The sequence below is a fragment of the Sphingomonas sp. 35-24ZXX genome (genome assembly GCF_000786215.1).
In the GTDB taxonomy this organism is placed as follows: domain Bacteria; phylum Pseudomonadota; class Alphaproteobacteria; order Sphingomonadales; family Sphingomonadaceae; genus Blastomonas.
This window is the reverse complement of sequence record NZ_JROG01000007.1, coordinates 189,979-208,168: the sequence shown is the minus strand read 5'-3', so window position 1 is coordinate 208,168 and position 18,190 is coordinate 189,979. Positions and strand designations below refer to the sequence as shown.

Here is an 18,190-nt window from a genome sequence, read left to right as displayed (position 1 = left end):
TTGGTATTGCGTGCGTCAGCCGGTGATGGCGACGCCTTGGCCTGGTGGATCGGCAAACACCCGCTCCACCCATTCGCGCCGTCCATCGAGCACCGCACGGCGGTTGATCGTGCCCTTGTCGGAAAGCTCGTGCGCGCCCGCATTGGGCGGCGTGTCGAACAGGGCTACCCGCCTGATCACCGCCCCGCCGCGCGCGCCTGTGTTATAGCTGCGCACTGCATCGGCCACCGATTCCAGCGTCGCGCCCGGCTTGGGCCAGGCGAGCATCGCAAGATAAGGCCGGCCGTCATCGGCCAGCACCAGATCGGCGATCAGACCGTCGCAGGCCTTGAGCAGCTTCTCGCGCACCGCGCCGCCATAGACCCAGTTGCCATTGGCGAGCTTGAACTCTTCGGCGAGCCGTCCGGCAAAGGCGAGGCCCTGGCCGGGATCGGTCTCGTCGTGGAAGACCGCGACGTCGCCGGTGCGGTAGAAGCCTTCCTCGTCAAAGGCCGCTGCCGTCTTTTCGGGATCGTCGAGATAGCCCTTCATCACGTTCGGCCCGGCGAGGCGCACCTCATAGCGGCCATCGCACGGCACCAGCTTGAGCGCCAGGCCCGGCGCGGGCAGGCCGATGCCGACCCGGGTGGCGGGAAAATGGATCGCCATGCAGCCCGAGACCGTCTCGGTCATGCCATAGCCGGTGGTCATGTGGACGCGGTGACCGGTCTCGGCGATCGCCAGTTCCTGCAACCGGTCGTAGACCGGCTGGGGGAGCCCGGCACCGCCATAGAGCATCAGCCGCATCTTGGCGAAGAAGCGCGCGCGCAGCTGCGCGTCCTTCTCCATCGCATCGACCAGCATCGCATAGCCGGTGGGCACGTTGTTGAAATAGGAGACCGAAATCTCGCGCAGGTTGGCGATGGTCTGGTCGAAAAGGCCGGGAAGCGGCTTGCCCGCATCGATATGCAGCGTGCCGCCTTCAAGCAGGCAGGTGCGCATGACGGACGCACCCGCCGCGTGATGCCAGGGCAGCCAGTCGAGCATGACGTCATCCCAGCCTGCTGCCTTTCCGATCATGTCCAGCCCCTGCGCGCCGCATGCGGCGAGCGCGGTCAGGCTGTGCGGCACGATCTTGGGCAGGCCGGTCGAGCCGGAGGTGAGCATGTAGATCGCCGGGGCCGCAGGATCGACAGCGGCGATGGCGTCATCTGCGACCGCACCGGGATCGGTGGCGATGACATCGGCATAGGCGGTCGCCCCGGCGAAGGGGGCAGGGTCGCTGCTGATGATCTGTGCGCCTTCCGGTGCGGTCGCTGCCAGCGCAGCGGCGATCGCGGGGTGCGGTTCGGCCAGGATCACATCCGGCGCCGTCCGCGCAACCACGTGTCGGAGACGCGCGTAATCGCCGCCCGCCAGACCGTAAGCGATGCTGACCGGTACGATGATCATGCCCGCAGCCCAGGCGGCAAAGGTCATCACCGCGACTGGCAGGCTGTTCTCGGCGATGATCAGCAGCCGTGTGCCACGCGGGAAATGGTCGGTGAGCCAGCGGGTCGCGCCATCCATGTCGCGCTTGATCTGCGCATAGCTGCGATAGGCCCATTGCCCATCGGCGCCGCGCCAGCCGATCGCCGGAGCATCGCCCTTCAACGCCGCGCGTGCCGCGAAGGCGCGCGGGATATTGGCGTCGAAATCGCGCAGCGGAACGCGGCTCTGGAGGATGATCGTGCCATCAGCGCGCCGTTCGACATCGAGGTCGACCGGCATGAACTCGGCTTCGCGAAACGGCGCGTCGGCCAGCATGATCGTCGTCATGCGGCGGGCCGGTCGAGCAGTTCCTTCACCTGAGCAGGATAGGGCTTGCCCGCCTTGATGGCGTCGACCGTCGCGCGGTCGAGATAATCGCGCCAGCCGATGATCTTGTCGCCGCTGTATTCGATGATCCCGGCATAAGGCGCGGCGACGCGGACGCCATCGGTGGTGACATATTCGTCGACGCCCTCGACAAACAGCCGGTCGGCGGTTTCGGCATGCGCGAAGATCCGCCAGTTGACCTCGGCAATCGTCGCTCCGAAGCGTTCGATGAACGCACGCGCCTCGGCCTTGCCGCGCGCGGGCGGGGCGATGGCGGCAGCATAATGCCACACGACATCCTCATGCAGCATGCCAAGCACGGCTTCGGCGTCCTTGCGGGTCCAGGCGGCGATCAGTTGCTTGAACTGGTTGAAACGGGCATCGCTCATGCTGCCTGCTCCACGATGAAGCTGACCGTGGTCGTGGTCGATCCACCGATGTTCAGCGTCTGCACGCGGCGCGCGCCTTCCACCTGGTTGTCGGCGGCATTGCCCGTCACCTGGCGGTGCGCGTCGAGCAGCATGCGCACGCCCGTGGCGCCCACCGGATGACCCAGGCCGATCAGCCCGCCCGAGGGGTTGATCGGCAGCTTGCCACCGATCTCGATATTGCCGCTTTCGACCGCCTTCCATGCCTCGCCAGGGGCGGTGAGGCCGAGATGGTCGATTGCCATGTATTCGGTCATCGCAAAGCAGTCATGCGTCTCGACCGCATCGATGGCCTCGACACCCGCGACACCGGCGCGGGCGCGCGCGTCGTCGATGGCGCGCTTGACCTGCGGAAACAGGTAAGGACTGTCGCCCGCCATGCGGCGCTTGTCGCGATAACCGAGCGCTGCTGAACGGTGGCCCCAGCCGGCGATGCGCGACAGCGATTCCATCGGAATGCCCCGCTTGGCCGCATATTCGCGGGCGCGGCTTTCCGACGCCAGGAACACCACTGCCGCGCCGTCGGTGACCTGACCGCAGTCATTCTTGCGGGTGCGGCCTTCGACGACCGGATTGGCCTCGTCGTTTTCCTTGAAGCTGTCTGGGCCGAATTGCCATTGCCGCGTCTGTGCGGCGGGGTTCCGCCTGCCATTGGCGAAGTTGATTTCGGCAATGCGGCCGAGGTGATCGTAATCGAGGCCGTAGAGTGCGTCATATTCCTCGGCCAGATCGGAAAAGGCGCGCGGCCACACGAACTGCGCATCGCCGAACTCGCGGCCCTGATAGGCGGCAGCGCCCAGATTTTCGGCCGCCTTCTGCCCTGGCACATTGCGCATCATCTCGATGCCGACGACGCAGGCAAGGTCATAGCGGCCCGCCTCGATCTCGGCGGCGGCGGCGAGCACCGAGACGCTGCCCGAGGCGCAGGCCGCTTCGTGGCGAGAGGTGGGAAGACCATCGAGCGCAGGGTCGACATAGGCGAAGAACCCGCCGAGCAGGCCTTGCCCTGAAAACAGGTCGCCGACGAAATTGCCGACATGGCCGCTTTCGATCTCGGTGGCGTCGAGGCGGGTCGCTTCGAGTCCCTGGCGGACCGTCTCGACAAAACCGTCACCTATCGAAAGGCCCTCACGCGCCCAGTTGCGCGCAAAATCGCTCTGGCATCCGCCCAGCACATATACCATCTCGCCTCTCCTGCTTTGATGGTATGCTTATACAAGCTTGAGGCGTCGCGCAACCGCGGCGTGACGGTTTATGTGCGGCGGCGGATACCGGCTCGCCGATCAGCTTTCGTCGTCATGCTCTTCGTCGCCGGGATAGGGCTTGGCCTTGAGCAATCCGGCCAGATGCGCGGTATTCGCCGCCAGCATCCGCGCCGTTTCGAAGGTCGCTTGCGGGGTCTCGTCCAGATCCTGGAAATCGGTGCTGCTCATCGCTTCGCCGACCCAATAGCAGGCCGCGCTCGCCGGGATGGTGAAGCCGACATCGTTCAATGCCTGGAACAGGTCGGCCGAAGTGCGGTGCGCGCCATCCTCGTTGCCGACGATCGCCGCCACAGCGACCTTGGAAAAGCTCGGCATCCGGCCAAGCTCGTCGGTTTCGCTCAGAAAGGCGTCCATCCGCTCGAGCACCCGCTTGGCGATGCTCGACATCTGGCCCATCCAGATCGGGGTCCCGAAGATGAGGACATCGGCGGCAAGGATGCGCTTGCGCAACTTCGGCCAGTCATCGCCCTCGCCCTCGTCCGAGCTGACGCCGGGCAGCACATTGTAATCGGCGATGCGGATCGTCTCGGTCAGCTCCACCTTGTGTTTGGCCAGCTGCTCGGCGATCAGGTCGATCATCGCGTCGGTCGAGGAACTTTCCTGGCCCGAGCGCTTGAGCGTGCAGTTGAGCGCGATGGCTTTGAGGGTCATGATGATCGGATCCTTGTCTGGCCAGCGGGGCAGGGTGTGCAATGATGCTGGGGTTTCAGCTCCAACGATCCATCCGCGCAGCGGTTGCCGGCTCGTCGCCTCCGCGACCGGGCGCGGTACGCGTATCGCGCACCGTTTTGCTATGCTAACCGGTTCCGGGGGCCGAAGTGCTGAAAGGAATGAGCATGTTGACGCCCGAGCGAGATCCCGTAGGCCCCGGCCAGCGCAGTGTCTGGGATTTCCCGCGGCCCGCGATCGCGGCGCCATGCGATGCGCATGTCCGGATCGAGCATCACGGCGTGGTCATCGCCGAATCGCGCGATTGCATCTGCACCTTCGAAACGAGCCACCCGCCCAGCTATTACATTCCGCCCGACGCGATCGCGCCAGGCGTGCTGCGCCGAGCCCAAGGCAGCTCGTTCTGCGAATGGAAGGGCGCGGCGGTCTATTGGGATGTGGTGGTGGGCAACACCGTGCTCCCCCGCGTCGGCTGGAGCTATCCCAGCCCCACCGCCGGCTTTGCCAGCCTGCGCGATCACATCGCCTTCTATGCCGGCCCTTTCGACCGCTGCACTGTCAACGGCGAGACCGTTCTTCCCCAGCCTGGCGGCTTTTATGGTGGCTGGATTACAGCGGGCTACGCGGGGCCTTTCAAGGGCGGCCCGGGGAGCATGGGCTGGTAGCCCAGGGACGTTTGCCAGCGATCGAAAATGGGACACCAGCGATAGCCAGATGCGGCGCTGACGTCGCGGAAATTTAACTTCTTGTCATCATAGCCTGCGTAAGAACGGACCCGGGACTGGACGTTGCCGTTCAACCGCCGGAATCGATTGCAGGGGGGCTGCATGAAGGGTGTCATTTTCAATCTGCTCGAAGAGGTGGTCGTCGACCATCACGGCGATTCCGTATGGGATGCCCTGCTGGCATCGGCGGGGAGCTCGGGTGTCTACACGTCGCTTGGCAGCTATGCTGATGCGGAGCTCTATGCGCTGGTCGAGGCCGCCTCGCAGCTTACCGGAATTCCGGTGCGCCAGCTGCTGCACTGGTTCGGCATCCATGCCCTTCCGAAGCTGGCAGAGCGCTATCCCGGCTTTTTCGAAAGCGCGCCCGATGCGCGCAGTTTCATCCTCTCGGTCAACACGATCATCCACCCGGAGGTGCGCAAGCTCTATTCGGGCGCATCCTGCCCGCATTTCCATTTCGCCGAGACCGCCAACACCCTGACCCTGGGCTATCGATCGCCGCGCAAGCTGTGCGATCTGGCGCACGGCTTTGTCGAGGGTGTCGCCGCGCATTACAATGAGACCATCGTCTTCTCGCAGCCCACCTGCATGCACGATGGCGCTCCGGGCTGCCAGCTGCAGGTGACCTGGCCGCAATGAGCGTTCGGCCCGATCCTGTTTCCTTCGATGTATCGCTGGAGGCGCGCTGCGCGCAGCTTGAGCGCCAGCTCAAGCGCGAGCGCCAGATCCGGCTGGAAGCGGAATCGATCGCCGAACGTGGCCTGCGCGAAGCCTATCTGACCAATCAGCGCTTCGAACTGCTGTGCAATGTCGCCAATGCCGCCAACCAGAGCGTCGATCCGATGGACACGCTGCGCTTTGCCATTGCCGAAATCTGTGCGGTCAATGACTGGGCCTTTGCCAATGTGCTGCTGCGCAAGGGCCAGGGCGGCGACGCCAGGCTGGAGGGCTGCGGGCTGTGGCATGCGCGCCATCCCGACCAGATGTACGCCTTTGTCGATTTGTCGAGCCGGCTGATCGCCTGGCCCTGCGCCACCGCGCCGGGCCGGTTGCTGATCCACCCTGCGGCGGTCTGGACTCCCGACATCCAGGCATCGGGCGATCAGGGCCGGGGCGGATTGGCGCGCCAGTGCAACCTGCGCGCCAGCATATCGGTACCGGTGCTGCTGGGGCAGGACCTGTTTGCCGTGATGGAGTTCTTCACCCAGAGCGCCGTCGAGCCGGATCCGCAGCAGCTTGAAGTGCTCACTCAGATCGGCACGCAGATTGGCCGGGTGTTCCGGCGCAAGGCCAACGAGAAGCGGCTGATCGAGAACGCGCTGCGCGATCCGCTGACCAATCTGCCCAATCGGGCCCAGTTCGAGAACCGGCTCGAAACGATCTTTCAGCGCAACACCGCCGCCGCCAGCCTACGCACCTCGCTGATCTATATCGATCTCGATGGCTTCAAGCTGGTCAACGACGCGCTGGGCCATCAGGCCGGCGACCGGCTGCTGGTCGAGATGGCGGGGCGGCTGCGCCAGGTGGCCGAGGCTTATGCCACCACCCCTTATGCCGGAGCGCCCGAAAGCGTGCTCATTGCGCGGATCGGCGGTGATGAATTCATCATCCTGGTCGAAGGCGAACAGCATTGCGACGACGCGGCGGACATCGCCAAGGATATCCATGCCATTCTGCGACCGTCCTATGTGATCGACAGCCATGAGGTCCGCTGCGCTGCCAGCATCGGCATCGCGCACGATGACGGCAGCTATGCCGCCGCCGCCGATCTGATGCGCGATGCGGACGTGGCGATGTACGATGCCAAATCGCGCGGACCCGGCCAGACGGTGACATTCGATCTGGGCATGCGCGAAAAGGCTGTGAGCCGCCTGAAGCTGGAGGCAGAGCTGCGCACCGCGCTGCAGCTGGGCGAATTCCGCCTGCGCTATCAGCCGATCATCGATATCGGATCGGGCCGGATCGTCGGGTTCGAGGCGCTGCTGCGCTGGCAGCGGGGCGATACGCTGGTCTATCCCAGCGACTTCCTGCAGGTCGCCGAGGACAGCGGGCTGATGAACGTGCTGGGCGCATGGGTGTTGCGCGAAGCTGCCACCGTCGCTGCCGGCTGGCGCCGCGCCTGTGCCGATCTGCCGCCGTTCTACATGAGCATCAACGTGGCGCCGTGCCAGTTCCTGCAGCCCAATTTCGTCGATCAGGTGCGCGATATCATCGCTGCGACCAATGTCGACCCGCGGGTGCTGGTGATCGAACTCACCGAGAATGCGGCGATCACCAACCGCGAGCATACCCGCACGGTGCTCGAAGCGCTGCGTGCGATGGGCATCCGCCTCAGCCTCGACGATTTCGGAACGGGCTATTCCTCGTTCACCCATCTGCAGACATTGCCGTTCGACAACATCAAGATCGATCGCTCGTTCGTGACCGATGGCCAGTCCAATGTGTCATGGGACATCATTGATGCGATGCTGGGAATCGCCCGCGCGCTCAACATCGGCGTGATCGCCGAAGGCATCGAAACGCACAGCCAGCTCGATCGCCTCGCCGAAGTGGGTTGCACCTTCGGTCAGGGCTTCCTCTACGACAAGGCGGTCACCGCCGAGATGGCGCTCGAAAAGCTGGGCGCCACCGCCGGCTACGCCACCCCGACCCGCGAGACCTTGCCCAGGCTATAGGACACCCGGCGTTGCCTTCCCACGCGGCAGCGCGCAATTTCGAGAATGACGTGGCCTTTCCGGCCTTGGGCGGCGGCTCGGTGTTGTCCGCCATTGCATCGGGTTCGACCTCAAAGAACTCGCCATCGACAAACACGCAATAGCGCAAAGGCTCTTCCGACCGCCTCGCCAGAGCCGCAAACAGTTCGCGTTCGACCCGGATGATTCCCGCCGGCGGCCGAAGCCAGAAATACGATCCGGTAATGTGCAGCCAAAGTGTCATTCATCATTCCGTTTGCGAGGTTTTGCTACCGATGCGGCCCATCCGTGGTTGCGACCATGCGGCCATTGTCCAATCGAATCACGGCATCGCAGCGGCTGATGGTCGTCAGGCGATGCGCGATCATGATGACCGTCTTTCTGCCCGCCAGCTGGTTCAACGCGTTGATCACCGCGGCTTCCGTGTCGGTATCGAGTGCGCTTGTCGCTTCATCGAAGATCAGCAAGTCGGGATCGCGATAGAGCGCGCGGGCAATACCGATGCGTTGACGCTGTCCGCCCGAAAGCGTGATGCCGCGCTCGCCGACGTTTGTGGCATAACCCAGTGGCAACCGGGTTTCGATGAACTGGTCGATCTGCGCCATCTTCGCGACCTCGGTCACGCGCGCATGGCCTATCGCCTCGGCATCAACGCCGAACGCAGTGTTTTCGGCGACGCTGCTGGCGGCAAGATAGATGTCCTGGGGCACATAGCCGATGCGGCTTTGCCACGCCTGGCGATTGGACTGCGTAATCGGGGGGAAGCTGCCGCCACCGCTGAAGCGCGACGATGGATGCTGTTCATCGCTGGACGCGCTGCGCTAGCAGTTCTGGCGTTAGGGGTGGTCGGGCTCGTTGTTCTGCGAACTGGCCATTGGATCGGTCAGGGGCAGAAGGCTTGAGCGGGTAACCGATGCAGTGTGTGGAGATAGACGTGAGGTCGGTTTGCCTCGCAGCAGTGATTTTTCTTATTTTTCAATTCTTTGATTTAAAGAAATGGCGGAGACGGAGGGATTCGAACCCTCGGTACCGGATTTACCAGTACGACGGTTTAGCAAACCGTTGGTTTCAGCCACTCACCCACGTCTCCGCATGGCGCGCATTGTGATGCGTGCAAGCCCCTGCCAGGGGGCCGGTCGATTGGCCAGAGCGCGCTATAGCGGGGGGCTCGTCGGGGATCAACCGGATAGTTTGGTGCTGCCAAAGCTTTTCCAAAATTTGGTCGAGAGCCCGAAAAATACAGTGGATTGTGCGGTTTGTCGCATTTCGGACTCGGGTCACCGCGCCACCGACTCGGGTCATCGCCGGTTCATTGTGCCCCGCGCACAAATGCGGGATTCGTGAGCGCACGTGCATGGGCGGGAGGCAAATTTATGCGATCGGGCTGGTTCAGACAGGGTCTGGCGATTTTCGCCATGGCAGCCATGGGACTTGGCGGCCCCGTCATCGCTACAGCGCAGGCGCAGGTGCGCACCGTCGATCCCAATGATGCGATCGACGCGGATCTGCAGTCCGGCCAGAGAACGCGCCAGGCCGAGCCTGTGACCGAGGCGCCGCTCGACCAGGGCTATGATTATGGCGAGCCCGACAGCGGTGCGACCAGCGACACGGTCTATGCCCCGCCGCCCGCTTCCCCCGCTCAGCCCGGCCTGGAGACAGCCCAGGCCGCTCCGGGCAAGGGCTATCAGAAGGACGATCTGATCGGCGCGGCCGAAGGCGTGTTCGGCAAGGGTGCCGAGGGGCTCGCCGGGCTGATCGAGGATATCCTGCGCAAGCAGGGTGAGCCCAATGGCTATATCATCGGGCGCGAAGCTTCGGGCGCGTTTGTCGTCGGCTTTCGCTACGGCTCGGGAACGCTGCACCACAAGGTCGAAGGCGAGCGCCCGGTCTACTGGACCGGCCCGTCGATCGGCTTCGACGCAGGCGCCAACGCAGGCAATACCTTTGTGCTGGTCTACAATCTCTACGACAGCGAAGACCTCTACAAGCGCTTCGGCGCCGGCGAGGGCGCGGCCTATCTGGTCGGCGGTTTCCACACCAGCTATCTGCGCCGCGGCGATGTGGTGCTGATCCCGGTGCGGATGGGGCTGGGCCTCAGGCTGGGCGTCAATGCCGGTTACATGAAGTTCACCCGCAAACGGAATTTCGTTCCCTTCTGATCGCGCCGCCGGCGCGCACGGGAACGCTGCGAGATAGCCCGCAGGGTCGCAACTGCCAAAGGGCACCAGGAGGCCGGTTGTCGCGACGTTGCGGCAACCGGCCTTTTTTCTGTGCAGCTTGGCGCAAAGGGGCTTTTGGCCTTGCCCCGGCGCGCATCGGTCGGCATGGAGGCTCGCGCATTTTCCTGACGCCGGAAGGGTGTTTTCCGGCAATATTCAAACCAAGCCATTGGGGGATTGATCCGTGTTGGAACAACTGCAAGCGCAACCTGCAGACGCGCTGCTCGCGCTTATCAAGCTTTATGCCGCCGACCAGCGGGCCGAAAAGATTGACCTGGGCGTGGGCGTCTATCGCACCGCCGATGGTGCGACGCCGGTGTTCAAGGCGATCAAGGCCGCAGAAGCCCGGCTCCTCGATGGTCAGGACAGCAAGAGCTATCTTGGCCCCGAAGGCGACATGGGCTTTGTCCGGGCGATCATGCCGTGGATGCTGGGCGATTTCGACCCCGCAGGCCGCATCGACGGTCTGCAGACTCCCGGCGGCACCGGCGCGGTGCGACTGGCCGCGGACCTGCTGCTGAAGGCGGGCGTCAAGCGGATCTGGATGGGCACGCCGAGCTGGCCCAACCATGCGCAGATCCTCAATGCGGTGGGCCTGGCTTGCGAAACCTTCCGCCACATGGACGTGTCGACGCAAAAGCTGGATTTCACCTCGCTTGAAGCCGCGCTGGACAAGGCTGATGCGGGTGATGCGGTGCTGTTGCACGGCTGCTGCCACAACCCCACCGGCGCCGATTACAGCGAGCAGCAGTGGCAGCAGATCGCCGAGACGGTCGCGGCCAAGCGGCTGTTTCCGCTGATCGATCTGGCCTATCACGGCCTGGGCCATGGCTTCGAGGCGGATGGCTATGGCCTGCGCACCGTGCTGGCGCAGGTGCCCGAGGCGCTGATCGCCTATAGCTGCGACAAGAATTTCGGCCTCTACCGCGAGCGTGTCGGCGCGCTCTATGTGATGACCGAAAGCCCCGCGCAGCAGCCCGCGATCCAGTCTAACCTTGCAGCGCTGGCGCGCGCCAACTGGTCGATGCCGCCTGATCATGGCGCAGCGTCGGTGCGGATCGTGCTGGAAGATGAAGGGCTGACCAAGATCTGGCTGGATGAGCTCGATTCGATGCGGGCGCGGATGCGTGGCGTGCGCGATTCGCTGGCGGCGCACCAGGCGATCGGATCGGTCAACCTCGCCGCTGTCGGTCATCAGAACGGCCTGTTCTCGGTGCTGCAGCTGACGCCCGACCAGATCGCCGCGCTGCGCGCCGACTGGGGCGTGTACATGGCAGGGTCGGGCCGCATCAACATTGCGGGCTTTACTGATGCCAACATCCCGCACTTCATCCAAGGGCTTCGCGCCGTCACGGCCTGATTTTTGGCTCGGATGCGATCTGCCGCACAGCGCGCCTGGCGCGCGCGGTGTAGGCAGATCGCATGAGCTTTCACGCCAACATCCTCCGGCTGCGCGATCACATCGCCGCGATGGCAGCAAGCCTCGCCTGCGCGCATGGCATCGGCCTGATCGATCTGCATCCGGCCATCCCGCAAGGTTCGCTTCTGGCAGACGGCCTCGCCGGGCAGGCGGTCGGTCTGGCGCTGAGCGCGCTTGCCTATGCGATCATTGTCACCTTGCTGTACCGGCGCAGGCTGGTGGCAGGCCCGCTCTATCGCTGCGGCGAGACGCGGCCGCATGGTGACTATGCCCGGCCCTATCGGCGCGGGACATCGACGTTGCTGGACAGCTGGCACTATCGTTGACCGAAGGGCGTGCAGCAATTACCGCTGCACGTCATGAAACCACCCCATATCCTGCTCATCGTCGGCGGCGGCATCGCGGCGTACAAGGCGTGCGAGCTGATCCGGCTGATCCGCAAGGCGGGCATGACCGTGCGCTGCGTGCTCACCGAGGGCGGGGCGCAGTTCATCACGCCGATGACGCTGGCGGCGTTGAGCGAGAATGAAGTGTTCACGACGCTGTGGGATCTCAAGAACGAGACCGAGATGGGGCATATCCAGCTGAGCCGCGAGGCGGACCTGATCGTGGTGTGTCCCGCGACCGCCGACCTGCTCGCCAAGATGGCGGCGGGGATTTCGGACAGCCTGGCGACGACCGTGCTGCTGGCGACCGATACCCCGGTGCTGGCGGTGCCGGCGATGAACGTGCGGATGTGGCAGCATGCGGCTACGCAACGCAATGTCGCCCGGCTGCGCGACGATGGCGTGACCGTGATCGATCCCGATGATGGCGCAATGGCGTGCGGCGAATTTGGGCCGGGACGCTTGCCAGAGCCTGTGGCGATCATGGAGCGGATCGAGGCGGCGCTGGCCCGCCCCTCGGGTCTGCGGGAGGGGCAGGGATTGCCGCTTTACGGCAAGCGCGTGCTGATCACCGCTGGGCCGACGCACGAGCCGATCGATCCGGTGCGCTATATCGCCAACCGGTCGAGCGGCAAGCAGGGCTTCGCGATTGCTGCAGCCGCCGCCGCGCTCGGCGCCGATGTCCACCTGATCGCGGGGCCGGTGCACCTGCCCACCCCGCCGGGCGTGACCCGGATCGATGTCGAGACCGCGCGGGAGATGGCCGCCGCCGTCGATGCCGCGCTGCCTGCCGATATCGCGATCCTGGTCGCAGCGGTCGCGGACTGGCGCACGGCGGATGCTGCCGACCAGAAGATCAAGAAGACCGGCGGCGCGCTGCCGGTGCTGCAACTGGCGGAAAACCCGGACATCCTCGCCGGACTCGCGCACGATGCGCGGCGGCCGGCATTGCTGGTGGGCTTTGCGGCGGAGACCGAAAACGTGGTCGAGCACGCGCAGGCCAAGCTGGCGCGCAAGGGCTGCGACTGGATTGTCGCCAACGACGTGTCGGGCGATGTGATGGGCGGTGCCGACAATGCGGTGCACATCGTCACCGCCCAGGGCGTCGAAAGCTGGTCGAACCTGCCCAAGGATCAGGTCGCGCGCAAATTGATGGAGAAGATCGCCGATGTCGTCCGCTGAACACCCGTTGCCTGCGATCACCATCCGGGTGAAGCGGCTGGCCCATGGCGAGGGTTTGCCGCTGCCGGCCTATGCCACTTCAGGCGCGGCGGGTATGGACGTGGTCGCCGCCGAAGAGCTCGATCTGATGCCTGGGCAACGCTACGCCGTTGCCACCGGCTTTGCGATCGCCATTCCCGATGGCTATGAGGTGCAGGTGCGCCCCCGGTCGGGGCTGGCGCTGAAGCACGGGATCACGGTGCCCAACACGCCGGGCACGATCGACAGCGATTATCGCGGCGAGCTCAAGGTCATCATGATCAACCATGGCGAGGCGGCCTTCCCGATCCGCCGAGGCGACCGCATCGCGCAACTGGTGGCGGCACCGGTTCAGCACGCGGCGTTCACCGAGGTGGACGATCTCGACGAGACAGCGCGCGGGGCAGGGGGCTTCGGCTCCACGGGAGTATAAAAATCCTCCCCGAGACAAGCTCGAGGAGGATCTAGAGCGGCTCGCCCGTCATCGAGGGGAAGGAGGAAAGGGTGTCACCGCATTTCGCGGATGGGCTTCACCTTCTTGCCTTCGGGCGCGATCGAGATGCGCACGGTCTCGCCCGACTGTCCCGGGAAATCGGTGAAGATCGCATCGACCAGATTGGGCACCAGATACTGCAGGTTCTTGCTGCGCGATTGCGCCTCGGCCTTGCCTTCGAACAGGCGCTGGTTGTCGGCAACGCGGTCGATCTTCAGGTCCAGCGCGCTGGTGTAGACGGTGTAGCTCCGCACATCGTTGTTCCAGCCGGGGCCGAAGATGAACGGATCGTAGAAGCCGAAGCCGAAGGCGCGGCGACCGTAGAACCCGCCGAAGGGACCGCCCCAGGGGCCAAAGCCTGCGCCAAAGCCGCCACCCAGACCATCGGACACGACCTTTTCACGGCCATTGTCGACGGCATAGGCAAAGCTCACCACCATGTCGGCGCGCGAAGGATCATTGGCGGGAACATAGCCCAGCTGCGTCATCTGCCGGGTGACGAGCCCGGCATATTGGCCGAACTCGAGCCCGCCCTGCAGGCGCGGATCGGATGCGGTCACGACAAAGCTCTGTCCCTGGGGAGCGGGCAGCGCCTGGAAGCGGGCGACATCGGCCTTGAACGGGGTGGCGCATGCCGAAAGCGCGAGCGCCAGCGCGGGCACGGCGAACAGCGCGGTGCGGCGGGAAAAGCGGCTGCGAGCAGTCATGTGTGTCTCTCCATCGTGGACCGGCGCGACCCTGCGCGGTCCAGCTATGGATATAGGACTAAACCACCGCGAATGAACCCCGTTTGAACGCAATTCCGGGGCCGTTCATAATCGGCTCAGCGCATCAGCCCCAGCGCCTCGTAAGCCCCGTCCAGCGTGGGGGCGGCCACGGCCCGCGCCTTTTCCGCGCCCTTGTCGAGGATCGCATCGAGCGCGGCTTCATCCTCCTTGAGCGCGATGAAACGCTGGCGAATCGGGCGCAGGGTTTCGACCAGAACCTCGGCCAGCGCGGGCTTGAACGCGCCGAAGCCTTTGCCTGCAAAGCTCGCACAGACCGCATCGGGCGTCTGCTCGGTCAGCGTCGCATAGATGCCGACGAGGTTGAGCGCTTCTGCGCGGCCTTCCAGCGCGGCGGCCGTTTCGGGCAGTGGCTCGGGGTCGGTCTTGGCCTTGCGCACCTTCTGCGCGATGCCATCATCGTCATCGGTCAGATTGATGCGGCTCATGTCCGACGGGTCGGACTTCGACATCTTGGCGGTGCCGTCGCGCAAGGACATGATTCGCGCCGATTCCTTGGGAATGTAGGGATCGGGCAGGGTGAACAGCTCGACGCCGAAATCGGTGTTGAACTTGGTCGCGATGTCGCGGGTCAGCTCCAGATGCTGCTTCTGGTCCTCGCCCACCGGAACATGTGTCGCCTGGTACAGCAGGATGTCGGCGGCCTGCAGCACGGGGTAGACGAACAGGCCGATGCTGGCACCTTCGCGGTTCTTGCCGGCCTTGTCCTTGAACTGGGTCATCCGGTTCAGCCAGCCGATGCGCGCGGTGCCGTTGAGCAGCCAGGCGAGTTCGGCATGGGCCGGCACGCGCGCCTGGTTGAACAGCACGCTGCGGTCGGCATCGATGCCGCAGGCGATGAGGGCTGCCGCCATCTCGCGCACGTTGCGCATCCGCGTTGCCCGCTCTTCGTGCACGGTGATCGAGTGCAAATCTGCGAGGAAAAAGAAGCAGGCGCTGTCTGCGTCCATCTCGTCCTGCATCTTCACCCAGTTGCGGATCGCGCCTAGATAATTGCCCAGGTGCAGATTGCCGGTCGGCTGGATGCCGGAAAGGACGCGCATGTGTTTACTCTTTCGGTTGCGGATGGTGGCGCAGCTTATGCCTTGCGGCGGAGCATCGCCTTGATCTCGCTGATCCGGTAGGCCCCGAGCGCCAGCGATGCGAGCCCATATACCGCCGCGCCGCCACCGCACAAGACGGCGAGTGCGGCGATGCGCTGTTCGAGCGGGCCTTCCATCCAGCTTTCGGCCAGCCGTCCGCCGAGCCAGAGCGCCACGCCCATCAGTGCCGCCGCCAGGCCAATGCGCCACAGCTTGGCGATCAGCCGCTTGTCGGGCTGGATATGACCGCGCCGGTAGAGCACGCCGAACAGCAGGCCGACATTGACCCAGGCCGACAGCGCCGTTGCCACGCCGACGCCGACGGGGCCGAGCGGCCAGATGAGGATCAGGTTGCCGACGAGGTTCACCAGCATCGCGGCCAATGCCAGCCGCACCGGCGTCTTGGTATCGGCGCGGGCATAGAAGCCCGGGGTCAACACCTTGATCAGCACATAGGCGGGCACCCCGCAGGCGAAGGCGGCAAGCACCTGCGCGGTGGCGATCGTGTCGGAAGGGGTGAACGCGCCGTACTGGAACACGCCGTGCACGATCGGCATCGATGCGACCACCAGCGCCACGGCGGCGGGCAGTGCCAGCAGCAGTGCCAGTTCGAGCGCGCGGTTCTGGGTGTTGAGCGCCGCGCCCTGATCACCCCCGCCGATCTGGCGCGAGAGCATCGGCAGGATCGCGGTGCCGACGCCGATGCCGATCAGGCCCAGCGGCAGCTGGTTGAGCCTGTCGGCATAATAGATCCACGACACCGCGCCTTCGCTCAGGTAGCGCGCGGCGAGCGAGGTGGAAATGAGCAGGTTGAACTGGATCGCGCCCTGGCCGATCGCGGCGGGTGCGATCAGCACCAGCATCGCCTTGACGTCGGGCGACAGCCGCGGGCGCGACAGCTTGAGCACCACGCCATTGGCGCGGCACGAGAGTATCAACCACAATAGCTGCATTGCGCCCGACACGGTGACGGCGATCGCCTGGGTCAGCGCGGTCTCGACCTCGCTCTCGCCCCGGAAGAACAGCAGCGCGACGATCATGCAGATATTGAGCAGGATGGGGGCTGCAGCGTTGACCCAGAAGCGGCCCAGCGAATTGAGGATACCGCCGAGCAGCGACACCAGCGAGATCAGCGCAAGATAGGGAAAGGTGACGATCGTCAGATGCCGCGCCAGCGCGAACTTTTCCGGTCCGCCATCGGGAAAGCCGCCGGTCATGGCATAGACGACAGGGCCTGCTGCCAGCATCATCAGCGCAGTGAACAGGATCAGGAACGGCAGCAGCACCGAAAGGACCTGCCCGGCGAAGGCCTTGGCGACCTCCATGCCGGTGCCTGGCGCGTCCTTCTCCGCCTCGGCCAGCTTGCGGTTGAACATCGGCACGAACACGGCCGCGAACGCGCCTTCGGCGAACAATGCGCGGAACAGGTTGGGCAGCCGCCAGGCGATCAGGAATGCGTCCGACGCCATGCCTGCGCCGACATAGCGCGCCATCAGGATGTCGCGCACCATGCCCAGGACGCGGCTGACCAGAGTGAGCCCGCCAATCGTGGACACAGCGCGAAGCAGGTTCATGGCAGCAGGCTCATTGGGCGATGACCCGGCGAACGCGGATCAGGCGTTGCCTTCTGCCGGCGGCATCGGAGCGCCGAAATTCGGATCCTGGCTCTGCTGTTCGTACAGGCCGGCAAAATCGATCGGCTCGAGCACCAGCGGCGGATAGCCGGCATCGCGGATCACATTGCCCAGGATCAGGCGGATGTTGGGGAACACCATGCGCGGCGTATCAGCGAAGAGGAAGCGGCGGATCTGCTCCTCATCCATCCCGCGGATGCCGACCAGCGCGCCATAGGCCAGCTCGACCAGATAGGCGGTGCCCTGCTCGGCCTTGGCGGCGATGGTGTAGGTGCAGACCATCTCGTGCACCTCTTCGCTCAGCTGGCGCGATTCGGCGCGGAACTGCACGTCGAAGCTCAGCTGGCCGGGCCACTGGAAGCTGTCGGGCGCGTTCGGGTTCTCGACAGACAGGTCCTTCACATATTGCGAGATCAGGCCTGCCTGCGGACCGGATGCGCCGTTCAGCGCCGGATTTTGCGAGTTGACGGTGCCGTCTTCGGCCATGGAATTTCCCTTTCAATGCTCCGCGCTGCCAGCGCGTCTTGCGCGGCGCTCTAATGCCGCATGCCCGCAGGCGCAAGGCTTGCGAAAGCGACGGGATATCCGCCCAAAGCAATTTGCATATTGGCGGACATGCCCTATGTTATGCATTCGACCTGCTGCAATGTCAGCATTACCTTTCATGCGGGTGGGCAAACGGGAAAACTTGTGACGGTAGAAATCATCATTCTGGCCATGGTAGCAGCGTTTCTGGGCCTTCGGCTCTATTCGGTGCTGGGCAAACGCACCGGCCATGAACAGGAGCCGCTGACCCGCGGCATGGATAGCCCTGCCGCCAAGCGCCCCACCTCGATCGAGCGGCCGCAGCTGGATGACAAGCCCGCGCCGCTGACGCCGGGCACGTCGACCGTCTTCGATATCGCTGCCGAGCCCGGCATCCGCCAGATTCTCGCGACCGACCGCACATTCGATGTCGGTCGGTTCCGCGAAGGTTCCAAGGCCGCGTATGGCATGATCCTCGAGGCGTTCTGGTCGGGCGACTGCGAACAGTTGCGCACCCTGTGCGACGACGAAGTCTATGAAAGCTTTGCCGAGTCGATCGATCAGCGCACCGCGCGCGGCGAGACACTGGAAAACCGGCTGGTCCGGATCGACGAGGCGCGTATCGTCGATGCCGAATATGAAGCGCCGATGGCGCGGATCACGGTGCGCTTCGACGCCGACATCGCGGCCGTGGTTCGCGGCCCCGATGGCGAGCTGGTCGCCGGTTCGCTGACCGATGCGGTGGAAACGCACGATGTGTGGACCTTTGCCCGCGATCTGCGCAGCAACGATCCCAACTGGATTCTGGTCGAAACCGACCAGGCCTGATG

General features: G+C 64.8%; 19 protein-coding genes and 1 tRNA gene. 10 read left to right on the top strand and 10 right to left on the bottom strand.

Going from position 1 to position 18,190, the window contains the following annotated elements; translation table 11 throughout:
- Positions 1 to 15: 15 nt before the first annotated feature.
- From LI72_RS14070 to LI72_RS14055, 4 genes are all read right to left on the bottom strand, one after another.
- A complete protein-coding gene (locus LI72_RS14070) occupies positions 16 to 1,797 on the bottom strand; it encodes an AMP-binding protein (protein ID WP_033926562.1) in 1,782 nt (593 codons plus the stop codon).
- Entirely contained in the window at positions 1,794 to 2,225 is a 432-nt protein-coding gene (locus LI72_RS14065) for a nuclear transport factor 2 family protein (RefSeq protein WP_033926561.1), read from the bottom strand. The genes LI72_RS14070 and LI72_RS14065 overlap by 4 nt, the downstream gene beginning before the upstream one ends.
- Positions 2,222 to 3,448 carry an acetyl-CoA acetyltransferase gene (locus LI72_RS14060; RefSeq protein WP_033926560.1) on the bottom strand — a complete coding sequence of 409 codons (1,227 nt, stop codon included), beginning with the start codon at positions 3,446 to 3,448 and terminating at the stop codon, positions 2,222 to 2,224. Before LI72_RS14060 ends, LI72_RS14065 begins: the two co-directional genes overlap by 4 nt.
- 99 nt (positions 3,449 to 3,547) lie before the next feature.
- On the bottom strand, positions 3,548 to 4,180 hold the full coding sequence (locus LI72_RS14055) for a flavodoxin family protein (RefSeq protein ID WP_033926689.1): 633 nt from the start codon (positions 4,178 to 4,180) through the stop codon (positions 3,548 to 3,550).
- A 188-nt stretch (positions 4,181 to 4,368) separates the two neighbouring features.
- Here LI72_RS14055 and LI72_RS14050 point away from each other — a divergent pair, with 188 nt between their 5' ends.
- The 3 genes from LI72_RS14050 (at position 4,369) to LI72_RS14040 (ending at position 7,598) form a co-directional block, all read left to right on the top strand.
- A complete protein-coding gene (locus LI72_RS14050; RefSeq protein ID WP_033926688.1) occupies positions 4,369 to 4,863 on the top strand; it encodes a DUF427 domain-containing protein in 495 nt (164 codons plus the stop codon).
- 162 nt (positions 4,864 to 5,025) lie between these two features.
- A complete protein-coding gene (locus LI72_RS14045; protein WP_033926559.1) occupies positions 5,026 to 5,562 on the top strand; it encodes a heme NO-binding domain-containing protein in 537 nt (178 codons plus the stop codon).
- Positions 5,559 to 7,598, top strand: a complete 2,040-nt coding sequence (locus tag LI72_RS14040) for a bifunctional diguanylate cyclase/phosphodiesterase (protein WP_052129864.1) — start codon at positions 5,559 to 5,561, stop codon at positions 7,596 to 7,598. The genes LI72_RS14045 and LI72_RS14040 overlap by 4 nt, the downstream gene beginning before the upstream one ends.
- 287 nt (positions 7,599 to 7,885) lie before the next feature.
- On the opposite strand, the gene LI72_RS14035 is transcribed toward LI72_RS14040, so the two are convergent.
- Positions 7,886 to 8,326: an ATP-binding cassette domain-containing protein gene (locus LI72_RS14035; protein ID WP_033926558.1), complete on the bottom strand. Its 441-nt coding sequence runs from the start codon at positions 8,324 to 8,326 to the stop codon at positions 7,886 to 7,888.
- Between LI72_RS14035 and LI72_RS20510 the strand changes: the two genes are divergently transcribed.
- Entirely contained in the window at positions 8,246 to 8,518 is a 273-nt protein-coding gene (locus LI72_RS20510; RefSeq protein ID WP_231562488.1) for a hypothetical protein, read from the top strand. The two genes, LI72_RS14035 and LI72_RS20510, sit on opposite strands and share 81 nt — an antisense overlap.
- Positions 8,519 to 8,613: 95 nt before the next feature.
- On the opposite strand, the gene LI72_RS14030 is transcribed toward LI72_RS20510, so the two are convergent.
- Positions 8,614 to 8,706: transfer RNA gene (locus tag LI72_RS14030), tRNA-Ser, on the bottom strand.
- A 325-nt stretch (positions 8,707 to 9,031) separates the two neighbouring features.
- Here LI72_RS14030 and LI72_RS14025 point away from each other — a divergent pair.
- The 5 genes from LI72_RS14025 (at position 9,032) to dut (ending at position 13,274) form a co-directional block, all read left to right on the top strand.
- Positions 9,032 to 9,775 carry a DUF1134 domain-containing protein gene (locus LI72_RS14025; protein WP_443018123.1) on the top strand — a complete coding sequence of 248 codons (744 nt, stop codon included), beginning with the start codon at positions 9,032 to 9,034 and terminating at the stop codon, positions 9,773 to 9,775.
- Positions 9,776 to 10,019: 244 nt separating this feature from the next.
- The gene (locus LI72_RS14020) at positions 10,020 to 11,195 is read left to right on the top strand and encodes an amino acid aminotransferase (protein ID WP_033926556.1); all 1,176 of its coding nucleotides are present in this window, start codon (positions 10,020 to 10,022) and stop codon (positions 11,193 to 11,195) included.
- Between the two features lie 62 nt (positions 11,196 to 11,257).
- Positions 11,258 to 11,581 (top strand): hypothetical protein, encoded by a 324-nt coding sequence (locus LI72_RS14015; protein WP_033926555.1) that lies wholly within the window; start codon positions 11,258 to 11,260, stop codon positions 11,579 to 11,581.
- Between the two features lie 33 nt (positions 11,582 to 11,614).
- Complete coding sequence (coaBC, locus tag LI72_RS14010; RefSeq protein ID WP_033926554.1) at positions 11,615 to 12,823, top strand: bifunctional phosphopantothenoylcysteine decarboxylase/phosphopantothenate--cysteine ligase CoaBC; 1,209 nt, start codon at positions 11,615 to 11,617, stop codon at positions 12,821 to 12,823.
- On the top strand, positions 12,810 to 13,274 hold the full coding sequence (gene dut / locus LI72_RS14005; protein ID WP_033926553.1) for a dUTP diphosphatase: 465 nt from the start codon (positions 12,810 to 12,812) through the stop codon (positions 13,272 to 13,274). The genes coaBC and dut overlap by 14 nt, the downstream gene beginning before the upstream one ends.
- Before the next feature lie 74 nt (positions 13,275 to 13,348).
- On the opposite strand, the gene LI72_RS14000 is transcribed toward dut, so the two are convergent.
- The 4 genes from LI72_RS14000 to LI72_RS13985 form a co-directional block, all read right to left on the bottom strand.
- Positions 13,349 to 14,041, bottom strand: coding sequence for a DUF4136 domain-containing protein (locus tag LI72_RS14000; RefSeq protein ID WP_033926552.1), 693 nt, complete (start codon positions 14,039 to 14,041; stop codon positions 13,349 to 13,351).
- Between the two features lie 116 nt (positions 14,042 to 14,157).
- Positions 14,158 to 15,162: a tryptophan--tRNA ligase gene (gene trpS / locus LI72_RS13995; protein ID WP_033926551.1), complete on the bottom strand. Its 1,005-nt coding sequence runs from the start codon at positions 15,160 to 15,162 to the stop codon at positions 14,158 to 14,160.
- 35 nt (positions 15,163 to 15,197) lie between these two features.
- Complete coding sequence (gene murJ, locus LI72_RS13990) at positions 15,198 to 16,775, bottom strand: murein biosynthesis integral membrane protein MurJ (protein WP_033926550.1); 1,578 nt, start codon at positions 16,773 to 16,775, stop codon at positions 15,198 to 15,200.
- Between the two features lie 39 nt (positions 16,776 to 16,814).
- On the bottom strand, positions 16,815 to 17,321 hold the full coding sequence (locus tag LI72_RS13985; RefSeq protein ID WP_033926549.1) for a protein-export chaperone SecB: 507 nt from the start codon (positions 17,319 to 17,321) through the stop codon (positions 16,815 to 16,817).
- A 204-nt stretch (positions 17,322 to 17,525) separates the two neighbouring features.
- Here LI72_RS13985 and LI72_RS13980 point away from each other — a divergent pair, with 204 nt between their 5' ends.
- Positions 17,526 to 18,188: a Tim44/TimA family putative adaptor protein gene (locus LI72_RS13980; RefSeq protein ID WP_033926686.1), complete on the top strand. Its 663-nt coding sequence runs from the start codon at positions 17,526 to 17,528 to the stop codon at positions 18,186 to 18,188.
- Positions 18,189 to 18,190: the final 2 nt, after the last annotated feature.

Bases quoted from the DNA above. Each gene is read 5' to 3' on its own strand.
- LI72_RS14070 (WP_033926562.1), bottom strand. From the start codon at position 1,797: ATGACGACGATCATGCTGGCCGACGCGCCGTTTCGCGAAGCCGAGTTC.
- LI72_RS14065 (WP_033926561.1), bottom strand. From the start codon at position 2,225: ATGAGCGATGCCCGTTTCAACCAGTTCAAGCAACTGATCGCCGCCTGG.
- LI72_RS14060 (WP_033926560.1), bottom strand. From the start codon at position 3,448: ATGGTATATGTGCTGGGCGGATGCCAGAGCGATTTTGCGCGCAACTGG.
- LI72_RS14055 (WP_033926689.1), bottom strand. From the start codon at position 4,180: ATGACCCTCAAAGCCATCGCGCTCAACTGCACGCTCAAGCGCTCGGGC.
- LI72_RS14045 (WP_033926559.1), top strand. From the start codon at position 5,026: ATGAAGGGTGTCATTTTCAATCTGCTCGAAGAGGTGGTCGTCGACCAT.
- LI72_RS14040 (WP_052129864.1), top strand. From the start codon at position 5,559: ATGAGCGTTCGGCCCGATCCTGTTTCCTTCGATGTATCGCTGGAGGCG.
- LI72_RS20510 (WP_231562488.1), top strand. From the start codon at position 8,246: ATGGCCTATCGCCTCGGCATCAACGCCGAACGCAGTGTTTTCGGCGAC.
- LI72_RS14025 (WP_443018123.1), top strand. From the start codon at position 9,032: ATGGCAGCCATGGGACTTGGCGGCCCCGTCATCGCTACAGCGCAGGCG.
- LI72_RS14015 (WP_033926555.1), top strand. From the start codon at position 11,258: ATGAGCTTTCACGCCAACATCCTCCGGCTGCGCGATCACATCGCCGCG.
- coaBC (WP_033926554.1), top strand. From the start codon at position 11,615: ATGAAACCACCCCATATCCTGCTCATCGTCGGCGGCGGCATCGCGGCG.
- dut (WP_033926553.1), top strand. From the start codon at position 12,810: ATGTCGTCCGCTGAACACCCGTTGCCTGCGATCACCATCCGGGTGAAG.
- LI72_RS14000 (WP_033926552.1), bottom strand. From the start codon at position 14,041: ATGACTGCTCGCAGCCGCTTTTCCCGCCGCACCGCGCTGTTCGCCGTG.
- trpS (WP_033926551.1), bottom strand. From the start codon at position 15,162: ATGCGCGTCCTTTCCGGCATCCAGCCGACCGGCAATCTGCACCTGGGC.
- murJ (WP_033926550.1), bottom strand. From the start codon at position 16,775: ATGAACCTGCTTCGCGCTGTGTCCACGATTGGCGGGCTCACTCTGGTC.
- LI72_RS13985 (WP_033926549.1), bottom strand. From the start codon at position 17,321: ATGGCCGAAGACGGCACCGTCAACTCGCAAAATCCGGCGCTGAACGGC.